Source organism: Frankia sp. AgB1.9 (assembly GCF_016786355.1).
Lineage (GTDB): Bacteria > Actinomycetota > Actinomycetes > Frankiales > Frankiaceae > Pseudofrankia.
Genome location: NZ_JADWYX010000088.1, coordinates 18,132 through 37,985, shown reverse-complemented (window position 1 = coordinate 37,985; position 19,854 = coordinate 18,132). Strand labels below are relative to the sequence as shown.

At 70.1% G+C, this 19,854-nt stretch carries 17 protein-coding genes; 3 read left to right on the top strand and 14 right to left on the bottom strand.

The features are described 5' to 3' along the window. Positions 1-186 precede the first annotated feature (186 nt). The 9 genes from I6A60_RS28640 to I6A60_RS28600 form a co-directional block, all read right to left on the bottom strand. The gene (locus I6A60_RS28640; RefSeq protein ID WP_203016084.1) at positions 187-1,809 is read right to left on the bottom strand and encodes a phospholipase C; all 1,623 of its coding nucleotides are present in this window, start codon (positions 1,807-1,809) and stop codon (positions 187-189) included. A 302-nt stretch (positions 1,810-2,111) separates the two neighbouring features. Further along, complete coding sequence (efeB, locus tag I6A60_RS28635) at positions 2,112-3,434, bottom strand: iron uptake transporter deferrochelatase/peroxidase subunit (protein ID WP_203016083.1); 1,323 nt, start codon at positions 3,432-3,434, stop codon at positions 2,112-2,114. Continuing rightward, positions 3,431-4,603: an EfeM/EfeO family lipoprotein gene (locus I6A60_RS28630; RefSeq protein WP_203016082.1), complete on the bottom strand. Its 1,173-nt coding sequence runs from the start codon at positions 4,601-4,603 to the stop codon at positions 3,431-3,433. Before I6A60_RS28630 ends, efeB begins: the two co-directional genes overlap by 4 nt. A gap of 124 nt (positions 4,604-4,727) precedes the next feature. Next, positions 4,728-5,825: a magnesium transporter CorA family protein gene (locus tag I6A60_RS28625; RefSeq protein WP_203016081.1), complete on the bottom strand. Its 1,098-nt coding sequence runs from the start codon at positions 5,823-5,825 to the stop codon at positions 4,728-4,730. A gap of 161 nt (positions 5,826-5,986) precedes the next feature. Further along, the gene (locus I6A60_RS28620; RefSeq protein ID WP_203016080.1) at positions 5,987-6,604 is read right to left on the bottom strand and encodes a hypothetical protein; all 618 of its coding nucleotides are present in this window, start codon (positions 6,602-6,604) and stop codon (positions 5,987-5,989) included. A 58-nt stretch (positions 6,605-6,662) separates the two neighbouring features. Beyond that, the gene (locus I6A60_RS28615; protein ID WP_203016079.1) at positions 6,663-7,223 is read right to left on the bottom strand and encodes an isochorismatase family protein; all 561 of its coding nucleotides are present in this window, start codon (positions 7,221-7,223) and stop codon (positions 6,663-6,665) included. Positions 7,224-7,368: 145 nt separating this feature from the next. After that, positions 7,369-7,797: a hypothetical protein gene (locus I6A60_RS28610; RefSeq protein WP_203016078.1), complete on the bottom strand. Its 429-nt coding sequence runs from the start codon at positions 7,795-7,797 to the stop codon at positions 7,369-7,371. Positions 7,798-8,154: 357 nt separating this feature from the next. Next, a complete protein-coding gene (locus I6A60_RS28605) occupies positions 8,155-8,973 on the bottom strand; it encodes a mycofactocin-coupled SDR family oxidoreductase (RefSeq protein ID WP_203016076.1) in 819 nt (272 codons plus the stop codon). Positions 8,974-9,066: 93 nt separating this feature from the next. Beyond that, positions 9,067-10,260, bottom strand: coding sequence for a cytochrome P450 (locus I6A60_RS28600; protein ID WP_203016074.1), 1,194 nt, complete (start codon positions 10,258-10,260; stop codon positions 9,067-9,069). A gap of 137 nt (positions 10,261-10,397) precedes the next feature. Here I6A60_RS28600 and I6A60_RS28595 point away from each other — a divergent pair, with 137 nt between their 5' ends. Both I6A60_RS28595 and I6A60_RS28590 read left to right on the top strand, forming a co-directional pair. Next, a complete protein-coding gene (locus I6A60_RS28595) occupies positions 10,398-10,994 on the top strand; it encodes a TetR/AcrR family transcriptional regulator (protein WP_203016072.1) in 597 nt (198 codons plus the stop codon). A 111-nt stretch (positions 10,995-11,105) separates the two neighbouring features. After that, positions 11,106-12,293 (top strand): cytochrome P450, encoded by a 1,188-nt coding sequence (locus tag I6A60_RS28590; protein WP_203016070.1) that lies wholly within the window; start codon positions 11,106-11,108, stop codon positions 12,291-12,293. Positions 12,294-12,307: 14 nt separating this feature from the next. Here the strand turns inward: I6A60_RS28590 and I6A60_RS28585 are convergent, their stop codons facing one another. The 5 genes from I6A60_RS28585 to I6A60_RS28565 form a co-directional block, all read right to left on the bottom strand. Then, complete coding sequence (locus tag I6A60_RS28585; protein ID WP_203016068.1) at positions 12,308-13,492, bottom strand: sulfotransferase; 1,185 nt, start codon at positions 13,490-13,492, stop codon at positions 12,308-12,310. A 176-nt stretch (positions 13,493-13,668) separates the two neighbouring features. Further along, complete coding sequence (locus tag I6A60_RS28580) at positions 13,669-16,068, bottom strand: excinuclease ABC subunit UvrA (protein WP_203016066.1); 2,400 nt, start codon at positions 16,066-16,068, stop codon at positions 13,669-13,671. Between the two features lie 34 nt (positions 16,069-16,102). Further along, positions 16,103-16,510 carry a VOC family protein gene (locus I6A60_RS28575; RefSeq protein ID WP_203016064.1) on the bottom strand — a complete coding sequence of 136 codons (408 nt, stop codon included), beginning with the start codon at positions 16,508-16,510 and terminating at the stop codon, positions 16,103-16,105. A 10-nt stretch (positions 16,511-16,520) separates the two neighbouring features. After that, positions 16,521-16,961: a helix-turn-helix transcriptional regulator gene (locus tag I6A60_RS28570; RefSeq protein WP_203016062.1), complete on the bottom strand. Its 441-nt coding sequence runs from the start codon at positions 16,959-16,961 to the stop codon at positions 16,521-16,523. A gap of 82 nt (positions 16,962-17,043) precedes the next feature. Beyond that, a complete protein-coding gene (locus tag I6A60_RS28565) occupies positions 17,044-17,724 on the bottom strand; it encodes a cutinase family protein (RefSeq protein ID WP_203016060.1) in 681 nt (226 codons plus the stop codon). A 462-nt stretch (positions 17,725-18,186) separates the two neighbouring features. Between I6A60_RS28565 and I6A60_RS28560 the strand changes: the two genes are divergently transcribed. After that, positions 18,187-19,842 (top strand): FAD-dependent oxidoreductase, encoded by a 1,656-nt coding sequence (locus I6A60_RS28560; RefSeq protein ID WP_203016059.1) that lies wholly within the window; start codon positions 18,187-18,189, stop codon positions 19,840-19,842. Positions 19,843-19,854: the final 12 nt, after the last annotated feature.

The following is a 19,854-nucleotide window of genomic DNA, read 5'->3' as shown; positions in this document are numbered from 1 at the left end:
CGGGGTCTCCTTCCGCCAGCAAGCGGCCTCGGCCTCGGCCGTCCGTCGCCGCCTGGCGCAGCGGTCCGGAGTCGTGGGGGGGGGGGGGGGGGTCACCCCCCCCGCGCGTGGCGGGGGGGACGCTCGTCAGGCACTTTCACCGGCCCGGACGACCGGAACCAGCTGGTCCGGCCGTCCGGGTGGATCTCAGAGGTGGACGGACTTGACCGATCCGTCCGCGTTGAGCAGCAACTGACGCGACGGTCGCGCGCCGAAGTTGAAGAAGCCGCCCAGGCCGGACGTCCGGCTGTCGAACGACGCGTCACCGATCCGGCCGAGCGACCAGTTGTTCTCGATGAACGTCAGGGCCGAGGTCTGGTCGGTGTAGCCGTGGTCGACGTAGTTCGCCTTCGAGTACGGCGAGATCACCAGCAGCGGGAGCCGCTGGCTGGGACCACACCGGTCGAGGTAGCCGCCAGCGGCCTTGGCCTTCGCGGTCGCGCAGACCGCGGAGTCGCTGACCGGGTCGGTCGAGCCGTTCAGGATCGTCGGCGCGACGTGGTCGTACCAGCCGTCCGAGTCGTCGTACGCGATGACGACCGCGGTCGAGCTCCAGTCCTTGGACTGCTGGATCTTGTTGATCGTGGAGGTCAGGAAGGTCTGCTCGTCGGCCGGGTCCGAGTAGCCGGCGTGCCCGTCCTGGTACTCGGCCGCCTTCAGGAAGCTGACGGCCGGCAGGTTGTTCCCCGACAGCGCCGCGTCGAAGTCGGTGAGGTCGTAGTTGTGGTTCGCCTGGTCGGTGTGGCCGATCTCGGCGACCGACGTCGGCGCCAGGTGGTGCGGGTTCGAGGTCGAGGCGTAGTACTCGAACGGCGAGTGGTGCGGGCTGTAGTCCACCGAGCTGTTGCCACCGATGTTGGTGTGCGTGGCGCCGCAGACCGCGTAGGTGCCGGAACCCGCGTAGGCGGTGGTCGGCTTGAAGCCAGACTGGAACCAGCCCCACGTCACGCCCTTGGCGTTCAGCAGGTCACCGACGTTCTTGCCCGACATCGAGGCGAGCGCGTTCGTCGACGTGTGGTTCTTGTCAGCGCAGTCGTCATACAACGGGTCAGGGTCGTTGATGACGGTGCCGACGCCGCTCGCGTTCGGCGAGAGGACCGTGTAGGCGTCCGGCGTGGCCGTCTGCGCGCCCGTCTTCGGGTCGTGCGAGGTCACGCCGTGGGTCTGGCCCGAGATGAGGTTCAGCGCGCCCGGGGTGGACGGGCCGAACGTCGTGTCCCACGAGTTGTCACTCATCGAGAAGTACTGGGCGTAGTTCCACAGCCCGGTGACGGTGTTGCCGTCGTAGTAGTCCATCGCGAGGCCAGGGGTGCCGTACAGGTTTCCGCTGCAGGTGTCGACGCTGACGCTCTGCGGGAACAGGTCCATCTTCCCGCCGTCGACGGCCTTCTGCTCGGCGCCGTAGCCGTGGTTCTGGTCGCAGGTCAGGGCCTGCGCCGAGGTCAGCCGGGCCGGCTTGTAGGTGTTCGGGTTCTTGAACAGCGCGCCGCTGAAGAGCAGGTTGTTGTCGTACGGGCTGAACGGCCGCGGGGTGAACTTCGTGCCATCGGTGTTCGTCGCGAACGGGTACGTCCCGAAGTAGTGGTCGTAGGAGACGTTCTCGTCGAAGATCACCACCACGTGCTTGATCGGCGTGGTGGTGGACGCCGACCGGTCCACTGGCTGGGTCGCCGAGGACGGCTGCATCTGGAAGATCGCGATGCCTGCCGCCGTTGCGACCGCGGCGGCGGCAGCGATGCCGCCACGCCGCAGGCGCGTACTGAGGGTCACGCATTTCTCCTCTCGTCAGGGCCCCCCGGATCACCTCCATCGGGCGGCGAAAAGGCCGACCGCCGAAGTGCCCAGCGAGGCAGCGTGGTCCTCTCAGACGGCCTGACGGCGCCAGCCAACCAACGAGAAAGCGAACGCTTTCCGTCCAGTAACCCTGAACGACACCAATACCCTGACTATTAGGTCAGGTTCACATTACTTACAGCGGGCCTCGTATTATCTCTACAAAGGAGTAGAGGTTCAGCGGTTGGGAAGACCGGTACGTTCGGGGCGCCCGTACCGCTTTCCGGGTCACACCCGATTCAGGCGAGCAGTGCCCGGCCGAACCAGTCGGCGCTGTCCCGCACGCCGGGCAGCGCGAAGAAGTACCCGCCCCCGAACGGCACGATGTAGTCCGTCAGCGGCTCGTCGGCCAGCCGCACCTGCACCGCCGCGAACTGCCGGTCCAGATCCTGCTGGAACGCCGTGAAGACCAGGCCCATGTCCAGGTTGCCGTTGCTGTCCAGACCGCGGTCGTAGTTGTAGCCGCGCCGCAGCGGGACGCTCGCCGCGGTGTCGGGGGTGCGCGGGTTCGCCAGCCGGATATGAGCGTCCAGCGGGATCTTCCCGCCGGTCGCGTCGTCGGAGTAGCTGGGCGTGTCCGCTTCGACGTTGCCCGACAGCGGCGCGCCCGAGTCGCGGCGGCGACCGATCATGCGCTCCTGCTCGGAGATCGTCACCCGGTCCCAGAACTCGACCAGCATCCGGATCAGCCGGACGACCAGGTAGCTGCCACCCTCGGACCAGGCCGGCTCGTCCCGGGCCGCCCAGAGCAACCGGTCGGCGACGGCCGGCGTGGCCACCGCCGGGTTCGCCGTGCCGTCCTTGAAGCCCATCAGGTTGCGCGGCGCGCCGTCCGGGCGCGGCGGCGACAGGAAGCCGTCGACCCGCCAGCGAGCCTGCATACCGCCCCTGGTGTGCCGGGTGAGGTCACGGATCGCGTGCAGCGGGGCATCCGGGGCGTCGGCGCAGATCTGCACGACCAGATCGCCGTCGCACTGGGCGCGGTCGAGGCTGTCGTTCGGGAACGTCGGCATCGTCGTCAACCGGCGCGGGCGGGCCGGGCCGAGCCCGAACCGACCGTCGAACAGCGACGCCCCGACGCCGACAGTGACGGTGAGGCCGGTGCCGGTGAGGGTCGGGCCGAGTACACCGGAGTCGGCCGGCGGCGCGGAGATCCCGTCGTTCGGCGGGACGCCACCAGCAGCGAGCAACCGGGTCCGGTCGGTCAGCGCGCGCAGCAGATCGGCGAGCTCGCCCTTGGAGCGGGCGGTCACGTCGAAGGCGGCGGTGACCGAGTAGGCCTGCGCGGGCAGGAGAATCCCGGCCTGGTGGGTTCCGTGGAACGCCACGAACCGGGCCGGCCTGACCGTCGCGCCGGTCGGGACGCCTGCGGCGGGCGCCTGCGCCACCGCGGTGCCGGCCGTCGCCGCGACCCCACCACCGGCGGCAGCGGCGGCGGCCAGCGCCGAGCCGCGCAGCAGGGAACGCCGATCCAGCCGGCGGCCCCGCGTCGGCGCGGGGCACCCGCCGGCGGCGCCGCCGTCGTCAACGCCCGCCGTGCCGTCGCCGGTCAGGTCACTCACTGTGTCCGCCTTGGCTCGCAGATGGACGCGATCGGGGCGAGCTGCTCGCTCAGCTCACTGAAGTCGCTGTCGACGCGTTCCCGGTCGGGGACGCTCAGGTCCGCCATCGCCGGGTAGGTGGCGTCCGGATGCTGGAACGAGGCGAGGTCCCGGTCGGTGGTCGTGATCAGCGCGTCCAGCGCGGGGAGGGTCGGGTAACGGTTCCTCAGCAGCGGCCTGAGCAGTCCCAGGACCGTCCGCGTGCCGTCCAGGTTCGCCCGCGCGGTCGCGAGCTCGGAGCCGCTGCCGAGGTCGTCGTGCCCGGTCAGCGTGAACTGCAGGGTGTTCTCGGTGATCTCGTGCGCCCGGATCGCGATGTCGAGCGGGTCGATCTGGGCCTGCGGGAACGCCGTCTGGAGATCGGTCTCGGCCGTGACCAGAGCGTCCGCGACCGGTCCGAGGCTCGCGGCGCTCTCGCCGTGCCACAGCCCGTACTCGAGGCGGTGGAACCCGGTGAAGCCAGGGTCCCGGAGCCCGTCGGGCAGCCCGTCAGGACGGCCGTTGATCACCGAGTCCGCGGTGTCGAACGCGCCGTAGGCAGCGCCCAGCCGCTCGTAGGCGAGGTGGGCCGGGAGCCAGTCCCGCCGGGCGGCAGCCAGGTCACCTCGCCCGATGTCGGCGCTCAATGTGCGAGTCAGGCCGATCAGCCCGGGTAGCGCATTGTTGACGTAGGTCTCGTAGGCCCTGGCGACCGGGACGAGATCGTTCCGGGTGACCGGCAGCACCGGCGCGACCGGGGTCCGCAGCGTGCCGCCGATCGTCACGGTCGGCCCGGTGATTGCGTTGTCGTCCTCCATCACGCAGCGGAACGCGTAGCTGCCATGACCGAGCACGATCCGCAGGTGCGCGCTGGCGCCGGAGCCCAGCGGCTCCACGTCGGCATAGACGGCGCCGCTGGCCGGGTCGATCAGCTGGGCGTCGCCGTTGCGCAGGTCGGTGTTGACGAGCAGGAAGTCCTGCTGGCCCGCGGCCGGCTTCGTCCAGCCCGTCCCACAGCCACTCAGCCCGATCGAGATTCGCGGCGACGTCACCGGCTGCGGCGAGGACCCGCCCGGGCCGCCCCGGCCGAGCGTAAGTCCCAGCGTCACACCCACTGCGGCGATGACCACCACGCCGCCTACGACAAGCATCCACCTTCGTCGCACCGGCGAAATCTAGGCGGCAGGGCGGCCCTGATGGCCGGTTCGAGCCGAGACGTCATCCGAAGTTCCCGCGACGTTCGCCCGACCCGGAGCATCGGAAATCCGGGGTGAGCTACAGCCAGTCGCGGCGTTTGAAGGCGACGTAGAGAAAACCCGCGCAGCCGAGAAGGACGCCGACGCTGACGGCGAAGCCCCATTCCTTGCCGAAGCCCGGATAGGGAACGTTCTGACCGTAGAAACCGGTGATCGCGGTGGGCACGGCGATCACCGCGGCCCACGCGCTCAGCCGTTTCATGATGAGGTTCATCCGGTTGCCCTGGATCGTCAGGTTCGTCTCCAGGATCGTCGTGACCAGGTCCCGCAGGCTCTCGGTCCATTCCGTGGCGCGCAGCACGTGGTCGTAGACGTCCTGGTAGTAGGGCGCGATCTCGGGGCTGACCAGATGCAGGTCCCGACGCATGATCGTGTTGACGACCTCGCGCATGGGGAGCACCACCCGCCGCAGCAGCACCAGGCTCTTGCGCAGCTCGTAGCTGCGCCGCTGGACGGCGCCGTCGTGCGGCGCGTCGTCGAACAGCAGGTCCTCCAGCGTCTCGATCTCCGTGTCGAGGCTCTGCACGGCGGCGAAATGCTGGTCGACGATGAAGTCGAGAAGGCCGTGCACCAGGTAGCTGACGCCGTACTGGCCGAGTTCCTGGCCGACCTCGCCCCAGTGCGCGAGCAGACCGTCGACGTCGAAGCCCTCGTCCTGGCGCACGGTCACCAGCGCCTTCTCCGTGATGAACGCGGCCACCTCGTGCGTGGCCACCTCGCCGCTGTCCCGGTCGAAGCTCACCGAATAGGCGTTGAGAAACAGGTGGCTGTCGTAGCGGTCCAGCTTCGGGCGCTCACGCGGGCTGACGGCATCCTCGACCGCCAGCGAGGAGAGGTTCAGCTCCTCGCTGATGACGTGCAGCTCGTCCCGGCGCGGCGCGCACAGGTCGAGCCAGACGACGGTGTCGGGCTCCTCCAGATAGTCGCTGACCCGGGCGACCGCGAAGCCCTCGGCCTCCAGCTTGCCGCCCCGGTAGACCCTGGTACGAGGTGGCTCCCGGCCGACCCGGTTCGTCGGGTCGGCCTCCGGGTCCACCCGGCAGGCAAGGTTCGGGTGCCCCGTCCAACCCGCCGATCCATTCGGCCGGCCCGGATTCCCCGCCGTCGCGTCACCCATCGGATCCACCCCTCCTGACGCCTGGCCAAGCCGACCACGGCCCCTATCCGAGCATGGCGAAGAATCTGGCCGCCTCCAGGGTGATTCTCCGGACAAGACCCATCGCAACCGTCACCCGAGGATGCCAGGTGTCTCAGGCCGAGCGGCGCCGTCCGGTCCGCCTACATCGTCAACGGGACGCGAGCACCGCCGGACGGACGCGGGGTGTTGACGACGTCGTCGATGCCGGACGGGTCGTCGTCGCCGACCAGGCGGGCGGCGTCGATCCGGCCGCCGGCCGGCACGTCGAACCAGAGATCGATCTCGACGGCATCCCGGGCGCCGATGGTGATCGAGTCCGGCTGCCGCTTCGCGCGCATGGCGTCGAAACTCGGCGCGTACGCCTTTCCGGCGGAGTCCACCAGGCGCTGCTTCCCGGTCACGAGGTCATGGAAGGTCGAGTCGACGTTCTCGACGACGACGCCGAGCCGGCAGTACTGGCCCTTGGCCTCCAGCTCCGCGTGCGTGCCGAAGGCCCAGTGCATCCCGCAGGTCAGCCCGGTCGGGCGGAAGGTCAGGTTGCCGTAGCGGACAGCCGCGGCGTGCTGCACCTTCTCCTCGGGCCGGACCGCCCGGTCCGCGGACCGTCCCACCGGAGCCGACAGCCGGCCGCCGAGAAATCCGAGCCCACCGCCGACGGCCAGCAGCCCGACGGCCGCCCCCACCACCAACAGCAGCCGCCTGACGCGCCGTGGCTCGCGGGTCCGCCCCGGGGTGGCGCCCGACGCGTCTTCGCTCACTGTGTCGACCTTCCCTGGCACGGTCCGGGAGCCGCTCGCCGGCTCGGGCACGCTCGGCTCAGCGCGAGGCGCCGAAGTCGACGTCCTTGGTCGCGACGGTGCCGGCGGTGCGGCCGGGGGCGGTCTGGTAGGTCCAGTACAGGTTGGTGTGCCCGATGACCTGCTCCGGCGGTGGCGCGCCCCAGGTGCTCTTGTCACCGGTCGTGTGCGCGTCGCTGACCAGAACCGCGTCGTAGCCTCGGGTGAAGGCGCCGTGCAGCGTCGAGCGGATACAGGCGTCGGTCTCGGCGCCGGCGACGACCAGCCGCCCGACACCGAGCCCCGCCAGCACGTCTTCCAGCGTGGTGGCCTCGAACGCGTCGCCATAGCTCTTCTCGACCAGCGGCTCATCGCTGCCCGGAAGCAACTCCGTGACGATCCGCCAGCCCGCCGACCCGCGCTCCAGGCCCTCATCGGAGTGCTGGACCCAGACCACCGGTACGCCGGCCCGCCGCGCCTCGTCGACGAGATCCCGGATGTTCGCCACGACGGCGTCCCGGTCGTACGCCGTGGCGACGACCTCGGCCTGCACGTCCACCACGAGGAGCGCCGTGTTGGGCCGATCCGCCAGTGTGGTCATCGGTTTTCCCCGTTCGCCCGAGGTCGCCCTGAGGGGCGTTCTGTCCGTCACGGTAGACCGGACCACCGACAGGTCTGGCGTCGTCCGACCGGTCGGGGGCCGCCAGGCGGATCAGCGGAGCAGGCGGATCAGTGCGACAGGCGGATCAGTGCGGCAGGATGATGCCGCCGGTCGGCTTCGCCGTCGTCGGCTTGGCGGCGGGAGTGGTGGTCTCGACGGGGAGCTTGATCGAGCTGGTGGTGACCGCCGCGGTCGGGGCGCGGTTGGCCGCCGTGCCCGACGGGCTCACCTTCGCCGACGCGGTCGCCGCGGTGCCGGCGCCGCCGCCCGAGCCGGCCGACGGGCCCGACTCCGGGTCCGGGGTCGTGGCAGGCAGCGGCGCGCCCGGGTCGGCGGCGTCCGTCGGCTGACCAGCGCCGGAGTCGGTCGACGCGGCGTCCCCATCGCCGGCCGCCTGCCCCGACGGCGCCAGCGTGTCCTGAAATCCGGGAAAGCCCTCGTTCGGGTCGATCCGCCCGCAGCCGGCCACGAGCGCCATCGCCATCACCATCGCCAGCACCAGGAGCGGAAGCAACCGACACCGCCGGCCGACCCGCGCCCCTCTTGCCCGACAACGACCCATGGTGTCACGCAATGTACTAGTGACACCTCAGGCCCGGTTCGACCGGTTTCGGCATTCCCTTGATCGCCGTTTCGACGCTCGGGTGGCCGTCCCGGGTCCTGTTTAGTCGCCACCAGAGCCCCTGCCGGCCAATTCGGACGCCGAATCCCTGAGAAGCCAAGGTGGCTCGGCGCGCTCGCATGACCTTGATCGCAGTTTTGGCCCTGGGGCGGTCGTGAGGAGGGCGTTTCTGTGACCACCTCAGGGCCAAAACGGCGATCATGACTTGCGCGGTGCGCGTGGACAGGACCGCACGCCGCGCGCCTGTGCCTATCGCTTGTTGATGAGGCCCGCGTCGACGGGGACGACGGTGCCGGTGATGTAGCGAGCCTCGTCGGAGGCCAGCCACAGGACCGCGTTCGAGACGTCGAGGGGCTCGACGAGGTCGACGGGCATGGCGTTGGTCAGCGCGTTGGCGAGAGCCGGGTTGCGCTCCATGATCGCCTTGATGTCGCCGTCGCCGGCCATCGGGGTGCGTACCGCGGTCGGCGCGACGCTGTTGACCCGAATCATGTGCGGGGCGAGGAAGTTCGCCCACGAACGCATCAGGCCGATGACGCCGTGCTTCGCCGCGGTGTAGGCGAGGAATCCGGCCGTGGGAATGCCGACACCGACGAGGCCGCCGGTCGAGCTGGTAAGGATGATCGAGCCGCCCTTACCGCGCTGGAGCATGGACGGAATCGCGACCCGGCCGGTGTTCCACACACCGGTCATGTTGACGGCGACGACCTCGTCCCATTCCTGTTCCGCGGCAATGGCCTTTCCGCCGGCGCCGATGCCGGCGTTCGCCACGACGATGTCGACCGGCCCGAGCGCGGCCACGCCCTCGTCGAAGGCCGCCTGAAGCTCGGCCACGTCACGGACGTCCGCCTTCAACGCCACGATGCGCCGGCCGAGCGCCTCGACCTCCTTGACGGTCTGGTCGAGCTCAGCCTGGGTGCCCATCGGGTACTGGACCGACTCCATCTGCTCGCAGATGTCGATGCCGATGATGTCGGCGCCCTCCTCGGCCAGCCGCACCGCGTGGCTACGACCCTGCCCGCGGGCCGCTCCGGTGATGAAGGCAACCTTGCCGTCGAGCTTTCCCATCGGGTTTCTCCGTCCAGTGTCGACCGGCCGCTCGGCGTCGGTCGGCTCGGTCTCAGGTCTTGGTGGCGGTGGCGGTGGCGGTGGAATCGGCGGTCAGGCCACGCTGATGGGCAGTTTTTCCCAGCCGCGCATGGTGGAGGTCGAAGACAGCGCCGAGTTGTCCCAGTCGACTTCCCAGGTGGGGAAACGCGCGAGGATCTCCTCAAGCGCAATACGGCCTTCAAGCCGAGCCAGCGCCGCGCCGAGGCAGTAATGAGTGCCGATTCCGAAGGTGATGTGCTGGTCGATCTTGCGGCGGACATCGTAACGCTCACCGCCGTCCCAACGCCGCTCGTCGCGATTGGCGGAGGCGAGCAGCAGCATCATCGCGCTGCCGGCCGGGACCGTCTGGCCGTACAGCTCCACGTCCTTCGTGACGTAGCGGGCGATCGCGTGGCCGGTCGGCTCGAACCGCAGCGTCTCCTCGATCGTGTTCGGGATCAGCCCGGGGTTCGCGACCAGGTCCGCGCGCTGGTCGGGGTGCCGGTCGAGCAGGGCGACCAGCCAGCCGATCAGGCGGGCGGTCGTCTCGTTGCCGGCGCCGGCCAGCACGGTGACGTAGGTGAGGATCTCCTCGCGGGTGAGCGTGCGCGTCGTGCCCGTCTCGTCCTCGAACTCGGCGTTCAGCAGCTCGGTCATGAGGTCGTCGGACGGATGGGCGGCCCGCCAGTCGATGTAGTCCGCGAACAGGTCGGTGTCCATCAGCGCCTTCGCTGACACCTTCATCTGTTTCCCGGGCTCGGTGCGCAGCTTGGCGTCGGCGCGCTCCCGGACCGCGGCCTGATCGGCCTCCGGAATGCCGAGCAGCATGCCGATGACCCGCATCGGGACCTCGTTGGCGAACTCGGTCATCAGGTCGAAGCTCGCGGACCCGCCGAGACGATCAAGGCACCGTACGCAGAAGTCCCGGATCTCGGATTCGAGCGACATCACCCGCCGCGGCGTGAACACCCGGGCGAGCAGGCGGCGATGGAGATCGTGGATCGGCGGGTCCTCCATGAGCAGCGTCCCCGGCGGGATCTTGATGTTCGCCTTGATGACCTCGAGGATCGGGCCCCGGGCCGAGGAGAAGGTGACCCAGTCGACCAGCGACCGGTTGACGTCGTCCCAGTGGCTGAGCACGTAGAAGTCGTGGCGGTCGTTGTAGTAGAGCGGCGCCTCGGCCCGCATCCGCCGGTAGGTCGGGTAGGGATCCTCAGCGATCTCACGGTCGAACGGATCCCAGTACACCGGGCTCGGGTTGCTCACTCGGACACCTCCCGGCGACGCGCCATCTGTCAAGCTGAGTTTGAACAGCCATTCAAAGTCAGCGGGTAGATGGTGTCAAGAAAAGCCGCCGCCCTCGGGCAGGATGGAAGAGCCGGTGCCGACCGAAGGAGGGGTGGATGGCCGAGCCCCGCCGCCGCCGCGCGGCGACCGAGGAGAAGGTGACCCGCGTCCTCGACGCCGCCGAGGAGATCATGCTCCGCGAGGGCTACGCGGCGGTGACCTCCCGCAACGTCGCCGAGCGGGTCGGCCTCAAGGCACCACTGCTGCACTACTACTTCCCGACCATCGACGACCTGTTCGTCGCGCTGCTGCGCCGGCGTTCCGAGCGCAACGTCGAGCGGATGGAGGCGGCGCTGGCCTCGCGGCGGCCGCTGCAGGCGTGGTGGGATCTCGCCTCGGACCCACGAGGCACGGCGCTGCTCCTCGAGTTCCTGGCGGCGGCGAACCACCGGCCGGCGCTGCGGGCCGAGGTGGGCGAGGTCGCCCGGGTGGTGCGGCAGATGCAGATGGCGGTGCTGGACAAGATCCAGGCCGAGTACGGCCTCGACCCCGACGAGTTCCCGCCGGCGCTGCTCGCCACCACAATGCAGGGCCTGGCACTCGGACTCGTGGCGGACGAGGTCGCCGGCCGCGAGACCGCGCACGAGCAGGCCCGCGCCGCGATGAGCCGCCTGGTCGCGAACCTCGAACGGCGACGGTCCCGCCCAACTTGACCGAGACACCGGCCGTTCGCCAAGTTGGAACAGTAAGTCAAACTCGTCGGAGGCCTTGAGGCAGTGCCGACACCGACGGCTCGACCTGCGCCCTGAGAGAGGCCGGCTTCCGTGACTGAGCTGTACTGGGACCCGTTCGACAAGGACATCGACGCCGACCCGCACCCCGTGTGGACCCGGCTTCGGGACGAGGCTCCGGTCTACCGCAACGACAAGTTCGACTTCTACGCGCTGTCCCGGTACGCCGACGTCGACGGCGCGCATCTGGACCCGGCGACGTTCAGCTCGGCGCACGGCACCGTCCTGGAGATCATGGGCCCGGAGCCGATGGACGTCGGGCAGATGATCTTCATGGACCCGCCGGTCCACACGACGATGCGGGTGCTGGTGTCCCGAGCCTTCACGCCGCGCCGCGTCGGCGGCATGGAGGGCGCGATCCGCGCGATCGCCGCCGAGCTGCTCGACCCGCTCGTCGGCTCCGGTGGTTTCGACTACGTCCAGGACTTCGCGGCGCTGCTGCCGTCGATGGTGATCTCCGAGCTGATCGGCATCGACCCGGCCGACCGCGAGGAGATCCGCCTGACGATCGACGAGTCGCTGCACATCGACGACGACAAAGGCATGATCAACGACATCTCGTTCGCGGCGCAGATCAAGATGCACACGTACCTCTCCGAGCAGATCGAGGCCCGGCGCACCAAGCCCCGCGACGACATGATGACCGCCCTCACCGAGGCGGAGATCAAGACGCCCGACGGCGGCACCCGCCGGCTGGCTACCTCGGAGGCGGCGGACTTCACCAACCTGCTGATCAGCGCCGGGACCGAGACGGTCGCCCGGCTGCTCGGCTGGACCGGCGCGCTGCTGGCCGAGCACCCGGCGGCCCGCGCCGAGCTGGCCGGCGACCCGTCGCTGATCAGGAACGCACTGGAGGAGACGCTGCGCTACGAGGCGCCGTCACCAGTCCAGGGACGGTTCACCAAGCGCGACGTCGAGCTGCACGGCACCACCATCCCGGCCGGCTCGAAGGTCCTGCTGCTCACCGGGTCCGCCGGGCGGGACGAGCGCAAGTACGCCGACGCCGACCGGTACGACATCCACCGAGTCGTCGACAGCCACCTCTCGTTCGGCCACGGCATCCACTTCTGCCTGGGCGCCGGGCTCGCCCGGATGGAGAGCCGGGTGGCGGTGGAGGAGACCCTGCTCCGGTTCCCGAACTGGGACATCGACGAGGCCAACGTGGCACGGGTGCACACCAGCACCGTCCGCGGCTACGCGAAACTGCCCATCAGGTTCTGAGCTCCGGGCCGGCCCTAGCCGAGCTCCGCCGCGACGTCGAAGTACTTGGCGTACCGGGCGGTGCGGGCCCGGACGTCGGCAAGGCTCAGGCCGGTGTCGGCGAAGGTGTAGCTGTGGCCGCTCGCCGCCCGCGGGTTGTCCTGCAGGAAGCCGGCCATCCGAGCCCTGGCCGGGTCGGGCAGCTCGAAGCCGAACCGGTCGTAGATCGTCTGCACGGTCGCGAGCGGGTCGGCCATCAGCTCGGCGAACGGGATGTCGACGACCTGGCTGGCCGGCACCGTGCCGTCGAGCCGGACGTCGACCGTGCGCTCCGACCCCTCCAGCAGCAGCTCCGCGAACTCGGGGCCGACCTCGCCCCGGTCCACCTCGTCGGAGTACAGCCGGCGCAGCGCGCCGACCATGCTGGTGTTCGAGGCCACCAGGGTGGCGACGTCACGGTGGGTCTGCACGAGCAGGGCGTCCGGGTACTCGCCCATCAGCTGCGGCAGCGTCCAGACGTGCGACGGCCACTTGAGCAGCCACCGCTCGCCCGGGTGCTCGCTCTGCAGCACCTCCAGGAAGCGGCGATGCCAGGTGTAGGCGGCCGCGACGTGGCCGTCCCGAACGGCGTCGTGCAGCCACCAGCGCAGGTAGCTGGGCACCCGGTACTGGTTCGCGAAGATCGTGCTGGTGAACGCGCTGCCCAGGATCCGGCCGCACTCCTGGGCGAGCCGGCCGCCGAGCTGGTGGATCGCGCGGAAGCCGGGGATGACGGTGTCCGTCACGCTGATCAGTACCTCGGCCTCGTCGATGCGCGGGTCCGAGTAGTACGTCTGGGTGCGCGGCGGCGGCAGCGGCACCTCGACCTCCCAGGTCAGCGGCGCCCGGTGGGCCCGGTCCTGGGCGAGGAGGTCGAACAACAGGGTGGTGCCGGTGCGGGCCTGCCCGACGATGACCACGGGCGGGACGATGTCGCGGTCCCGGATCTCCGGGTGCTCGCGGTGATGGTCGACGATCCGCAGCCGGTTCGCCAGGTAGGAGGACAGCTCGAACCCGGCGGCCATCTCCCCCAGGTCGCTGAACCTCGCCTCGTCCTCGATGCAGCGCAGAAGCAGGGCGAGCCCGTCCCGCCAGCCATCCCCGCCGAAGAGCTCGTCGTCACCGAAGTCGTCAAGACCCGTACTCTCCCGCGCGGACGCGAGAAGATCATCTGGGATCACGCGGCTACCTCCACCTGTCGTTCCCCTGGGACGGCGCGAGCCACGGCTCCTCAGCGCAATGCTCCGCCACCCCGCGGTCCGGACCTCGACCGGGTGGTCGATGACACCGCGCCGCGCAGGCCGCTGACCAGGGGCTGTCGGTCGGCGGACAGCCCGAATCACCCCGCCGGCGGCCGTCAGGCGGTGCGGGGTGTGACGTAGTCGGCGAGATGCTGGCCGGTGAGGGTCGAGCGGGCGGCGACGAGGTCGGCCGGGGTTCCCTCGAAGACGATCCGGCCGCCGTCGTGCCCGGCGCCGGGGCCGAGGTCGATGATCCAGTCGGCGTGCGCCATCACCGCCTGGTGATGCTCTACGACGATCACCGACTTGCCGGAGTCGACGATCCGGTCGAGCAGGCCGAGCAGCTGCTCGACGTCGGCGAGGTGCAGGCCGGCGGTCGGCTCGTCCAGGACGTAGACGCCGCCTTTCTCAGCCAGGTGCGTGGCGAGCTTGAGCCGCTGCCGCTCGCCGCCGGACAGCGTGGTCAGCGGCTGGCCCAGAGTGAGGTAGCCGAGCCCGACGTCGGCGAGCCGGTCGAGGATGGCGTGCGCGGCCGGCGTGCGCGCCTCGCCGGCGCCGAAGAACTCCGCGCCCTCGGTCACCGACATCGCGAGCACCTCGCTGATGTCCTGGCCGCCGAAGCGGTACTCCAGCACCGACGCGTCGAACCGCTTCCCCTCGCAGTCCTCGCAGGTGGTGGCGACCCCCGCCATCATCGCGAGGTCGGTGTAGATGACGCCGGCGCCGTTGCAGGTCGGGCAGGCGCCCTCGGAGTTGGCGCTGAACAGCGCCGGCTTCACGCCGTTGGCCTTCGCGAACGCCTTGCGGATCGGCTCCAGCAGCCCGGTGTAGGTCGCCGGGTTGCTGCGCCGCGAGCCGCGGATCGCGCCCTGGTCGACCGACACGACACCCGCGCCGGCCGGGATCGAGCCGTGGACGAGCGAGCTCTTCCCGGAGCCGGCGACCCCGGTGACGACGACCAGCACTCCGAGCGGGATGTCGACGTCGACGTCGCGCAGGTTGTGGGTCGTCGCGCCGCGGATCTCCACCTTGCCGGTGGGCTTGCGCACCGAGGCCTTGATCGAGGCCCGGTCGTCAAGATGGCGGCCGGTGACGGTGTCGCCCGCGCGCAGCCCGTCGACGGTGCCCTCGAAGCAGACCGTGCCACCGCCGCTGCCGGCGCCGGGGCCCAGGTCCACGACGTGGTCGGCGATCGCGATCATCTCCGGCTTGTGCTCGACGATGAGCACCGTGTTGCCCTTGTCGCGCAGCCGCAGCAGCAGCTCGTTCATCCGCTGGATGTCGTGCGGGTGCAGGCCGGTGGTTGGCTCGTCGAACACGTAGGTGACGTCGGTGAGGGAGGAGCCGAGCTGGCGGATCATTTTGACCCGCTGTGCCTCGCCGCCCGACAGCGTGCCCGACGGCCGGTCCAGCGAGAGGTAGCCCAGCCCGATCTCCACGAACGACTCGAGCGTGCGCAGCAACGACGCCAGCAGCGGCGCGACGGAAGGCTCGGTCAGGTCGCGGACCCACCCGGCCAGGTCGCTGATCTGCAGGGCGCAGACGTCGGCGATGTTGAGGTCCCCGATGCGCGAGGACCGAGCCGACTCGGCCAGCCGGGTGCCCGCGCACTCCGGGCAGACCATGAACGTCACAGCCCGGTCCACGAAGGCCCGGATGTGCGGCTGGAGCGCGTCGGGATCCTTGGACAGCATCGACTTCTGCACCCGGAGGACGAGGCCCTCATAGGTCATGTTGATGCCGGCGATCTTCATCCTGACCGGTTCCTTGTACAGGAAGTCGTTCAGTTCCTTCTTGGTGTAGTCGCGGATCGGCTTGTCGGGGTCGACGAACCCCGACTCGGTGTACAGCCGGCCGTTCCAGCCACCCGCGTGGTAGCCGGGGATGGTGAGCGCTCCGTCGGCGAGCGACCTGGAGTCGTCGTAGAGCTCCGCGAGGTCGATGTCGGAGACCGTCCCCCGGCCCTCACAGCGCGGGCACATGCCGCCGAGGCGGTTGAAGGTCTTCTTCACGGCCTGGCTGTGGCCGCCGCGTTCGACCGTGATCGCGCCGCTCGCCCGGACCGAGGGAACGTTGAAGGAGAACGCGTTGGCCGAGCCGATGTGCGGCTGACCGAGCCGGCTGAACAGGATGCGCAGCATCGCGTTGGCATCGGTGGCGGTGCCGACCGTCGAGCGGGAGTCGGCACCCATCCGCTGCTGGTCGACGATGATCGCCGTCGTCAGCCCTTCGAGCACGTCGACCTCGGGCCGGGCCAGCGTCGGCATGAAGCCCTGCACGAACGCGCTGTACGTCTCGTTGATCAGCCGCTGCGACTCCGCGGCGATCGTGCCGAAGACGAGGGAGCTCTTGCCCGAGCCGGAGACGCCGGTGAAGACCGTCAGCCGGCGCTTCGGGATCTCGACGGTGACGTCCTTGAGGTTGTTCACGCGCGCGCCGTGCACGCGGATCAGGTCCTGGCTGTCGGCGACGTGCGGCGCCGGCGACTGCGTGCCTGTCCTCGTGGCCATGCTCATCGCGTCCTCATCTGTCGGCCGGGCTCGGGGATTCTCAGGCTGCGGGCAGCTGGTCGATGCGTACCAGGTTGCCGGAGGGGTCCCGCACGGCGCAGTCCTTCGTTCCCCAGAACTGCTCGGTCGGCTCCTGGACGATCTCGGCGCCCGTGGCGCGCACCTTCTCGAAGGTGCTGTCGAGGTCGTCGGTGTGGAAGTGGACGCCGCCCATCGCACCCTTGGCGACGAGGGCGGCGATGACGTCGACGTCGGACGGGCTGCCCTGCACGAAGTTCGTCAGGACGATCTCGACACCGGGCTGCGACGCGGCACCGACGGTGATCCAGCGGAAGCCCTCGTTGGCGACGTCCTTGCGTACCTCGAGGCCCAGCGCGTCCCGGTAGAAGGCCAGGGCGAGGTCGGCGTCGTTGATCTGGACGAAGCAGCGGGCAAAGGTGAGTTCCATGGCCGCAACGCTAAGGAACCGCAGGCCCGCGCGCTTCTCCGATCCTGCTCGGTCGCCGGCTCGGGCGGGTCATGTCCTTGGCGACGCAGCCCGGCACGCCCGCCAGCGCACCATGGTCGCGGGCCCGGTAGGCCGTCGGTGTCTCCCCCACCAGCTCGGTGAAGCGGGCGCTGAACGAACCGAGCGAGGTACAGCCGACCGCCATGCAGACGTCGGTGACCGACTGGTCGCCCCGGCGCAGCAGCGCCTTCGCCCGCTCGATGCGCCGGGTCATCAGGTAGGAGTAGGGCGTCTCCCCGTACGCGGCCCGGAACTGCCGCGAGAAGTGCGCGGTCGACATGAGCGCGGCACGGGCGAGCGCCGCCACGTCGAGCGGGCGGGCGTACTCACGGTCCATCAGATCGCGGGCGCGACGCAGGTGCGCGAGGTTGGCGAGATCCTCCGGCGTCACTACGCCAGGGTATGGGCCCGCGTGCTCCCGGCCGGCGGCACGACGCCGCTGGGCGCCGCGCCGCGCCGCCAGGCCGGGCGGTTCAGGAGGCCTTGACCTTGGCGGCGGCGAAGGCCGCGCCCTGCGTGGTCATCCCGTTGGTCGGGTAGCTCAGGTGAGCCACGCCGTTGGCGCCGTTCGCGCAGACGGGGTCACCGGCCGCGCAGAACTCCTGGGCCTTCGAGCCGTAGAGCGAGCTGGCGGTGGGGATGTGCTGCCCATACAGGGCCAGCGGGTTGCCGAAGACGACGACGGCGGCGACCCGCGGGGCCAGGCTGGTCGGGATCGTCGTGCCACTGCCCAGGAACGTGGGAATGCCGATCGCGATGTCGGTGACGCTCGCGCCCTGCGAGTACCCGCCGAGGACGAACTCGGTGTTCGGGCACTTGGCGGCCACCGAGCTGACGTGGTTCGACATGTCCGTGGCACCGGCTCCGGCCGAGGTCTGGGCGAGATCGGCCGCGTAGTTCACGGCATACGAGGTCACCGACTTGCCGGCCAGATCGGAGGTCAGCGAGCTGACGAACGGGGTGCCGGTGATTCCGAGGCCGGGCAGCTCACCGCTGCCGCGGGCGAAGACCACCTCGACGTCAGCACAGCCCGCGGGGTTGGCCGGGTTCGAGCCCGACCCGCTGCTCGGCCCTGGACAACCGGCGAGTCCACCGCCGGTCGCCGCCGCGGCCATCGCCACGAACGAGATGAGTGTTCCTGTCTTCAATGCCATCGTCGCGAGCACCTTCCTCGTCGCTGGCCGCCCGGAGGGGGTTCGGGCGCCATCCCGGCTGGGGGGCCGGAATGGCGCAGAACGTAACGAGGATTTGAACTGCGCCTAATGGCACCTAGGTGACAGGGGTCGGCCGCTTCTGTCCGTTAAGTCGGAAAACGGCAGGCTCCGGTGATGTTGCGAATAAGGTTGCCGGACTGTAGTCCTAGGTCCAAAGGACCATCGACTAGCACCTTTGGGCTACCCTGTGGACCGCTCGGTACCCACGGCAGGCGGGGTCCGACGCCAGGTGGTCGGCCGCTCCCCGCGTCGCGACGGGCCTTGAAGGTGATCTACACGCATGGCGCCGAGGTAACACGCACCGGCGCCGGGTCTCGACCCAGGGCGACGAGCCGGGGGTGCGGGCAACCGCATCGGCCGCACATCTTGACCGGTCGGTACAGGAAACCGAGAATCCGGGGCATGAGCGCACAAGTGTGGGACGAGGTCTTCGACGTCGTCGTAGTGGGTAGCGGCGCGGGTGCCCTCACCTCGGCCCTGCTCGCCGCCGACGGTGGCGCGAGCGTCTGCGTCGTCGAGAAGTCCGAGTACATCGGCGGGACGACGGCGGCCTCCGGCGGCGACATGTGGATCCCGGTGAACCGGCATATCGCGGACCAGGACACCCGCGAGGAGGCGATCGACTACGTCACCCGCCTCTCCGACGGCCGTGCCTACGACCCGCACCTCATCGAGGTCTACGTCGACACCGCCGCGCAGGCACTGGACTACCTGGAGACCCACACCGGGCTCGTGACCCGTGCGCACAAGGGGCTACCCGACTACTACGCCGTCGTCCCCGGCCGCATCCCCGGCACGAAGGACGTCCCGCGGTCGGTCTCCTGCCAGCCCTATCCGGCGGTGGCCGAGCTCGGCGCCGAGTGGGCCGCGCGGGTGAACCCCAGCCCGTGGGTGAAGCCGCCGGAGGTGGCCTACGCCGAGGCGATCGAGGTCGTGCCCCGCGAGGAGCTGCTGCGGCGCCGCAACGAGGGATACCGGGCCAAGGGCGGCGGCCTCGTCGCCCCGCTGCTGAAGGCGCTGCTCGACCGCGGTGTCTCGGTTCGCTGGTCCACCCCGGGACGCGACCTGGTGACGAACGAGGCCGGCGGCGTGATCGGCGTCATCGCCGGTGAGGACGGTGCGCTCCAGCGGCTCGGCGCGCGCAAGGGCGTCGTCCTCGCCACCGGCGGGTTCGAGTGGAACGAGGACATGGTGAAGACCTTCCTCGGCTACGACGTGAAGCCGTGTACCCCGTGGACCAACACCGGGGACGGTCACCGGATGGCGATGCGCGCCGGGGCGCAGCTCGGCCTGATGACGTCCTTCTTCAGCTACGGCGTCATGCACGACCCCTGGGAGATCGGCCGCGACGGCAACCCGCTGCCGCAGATGGAGATGGGCCTCGGCGCCGGCACGATCATCGTCAACCAGCAGGGCAAGCGCTTCATGCACGGCGGCTACACGTACAACGACTTCTCGCACCCCTTCAACTTCTTCGACCAGCGCAACCCTGGCTTCACGAACAAGGCGCCCGGCTGGTGCGTCTTCGGCGCGGCGAAGTGGGAGGGCAAGGGCGTCTTCGGCGGCCATGTCGTCGACGGCGTCATCGTCGGGCCGAACGGCCAGCCCGCCCCGTCCTGGCTCCTCGTGGCGGACAGCATCCGCGAGCTCGCGGAGAAGATGGGCGTCGACCCGGACACCCTCGAGGAGACCGTGGCCCGCTACAACGAGTTCGCGGAGAAGGGCGAGGACCCCGACTGGGGCGACCCCCAGCAGGTCCGCTCCGCCACCGGCCCCGACACGACGAGCCTCAAGCCCGTCCTCGGGCCGATCTACGGCGCGATCCTGCAGTGGCCGGGAACGCTGGGGACGAGCGGCGGCCCGAAGATCGACGCCGACGCCCGCGTGCTGGGCACCGAGACGCCGATCATCGACGGCCTCTACGCCGCAGGGAACACCGCGGCGTCCGTCCTCGGCGGGACCTACCCGGGTGGCGGCTCCTGCGTCGGCCCCAGCATGGTGATGGGTTACCGGGCCGGCCGGCACGCCGCCGCGCAGCCCGCGCGCGACATCGGCTGACCCTCAGCGGGG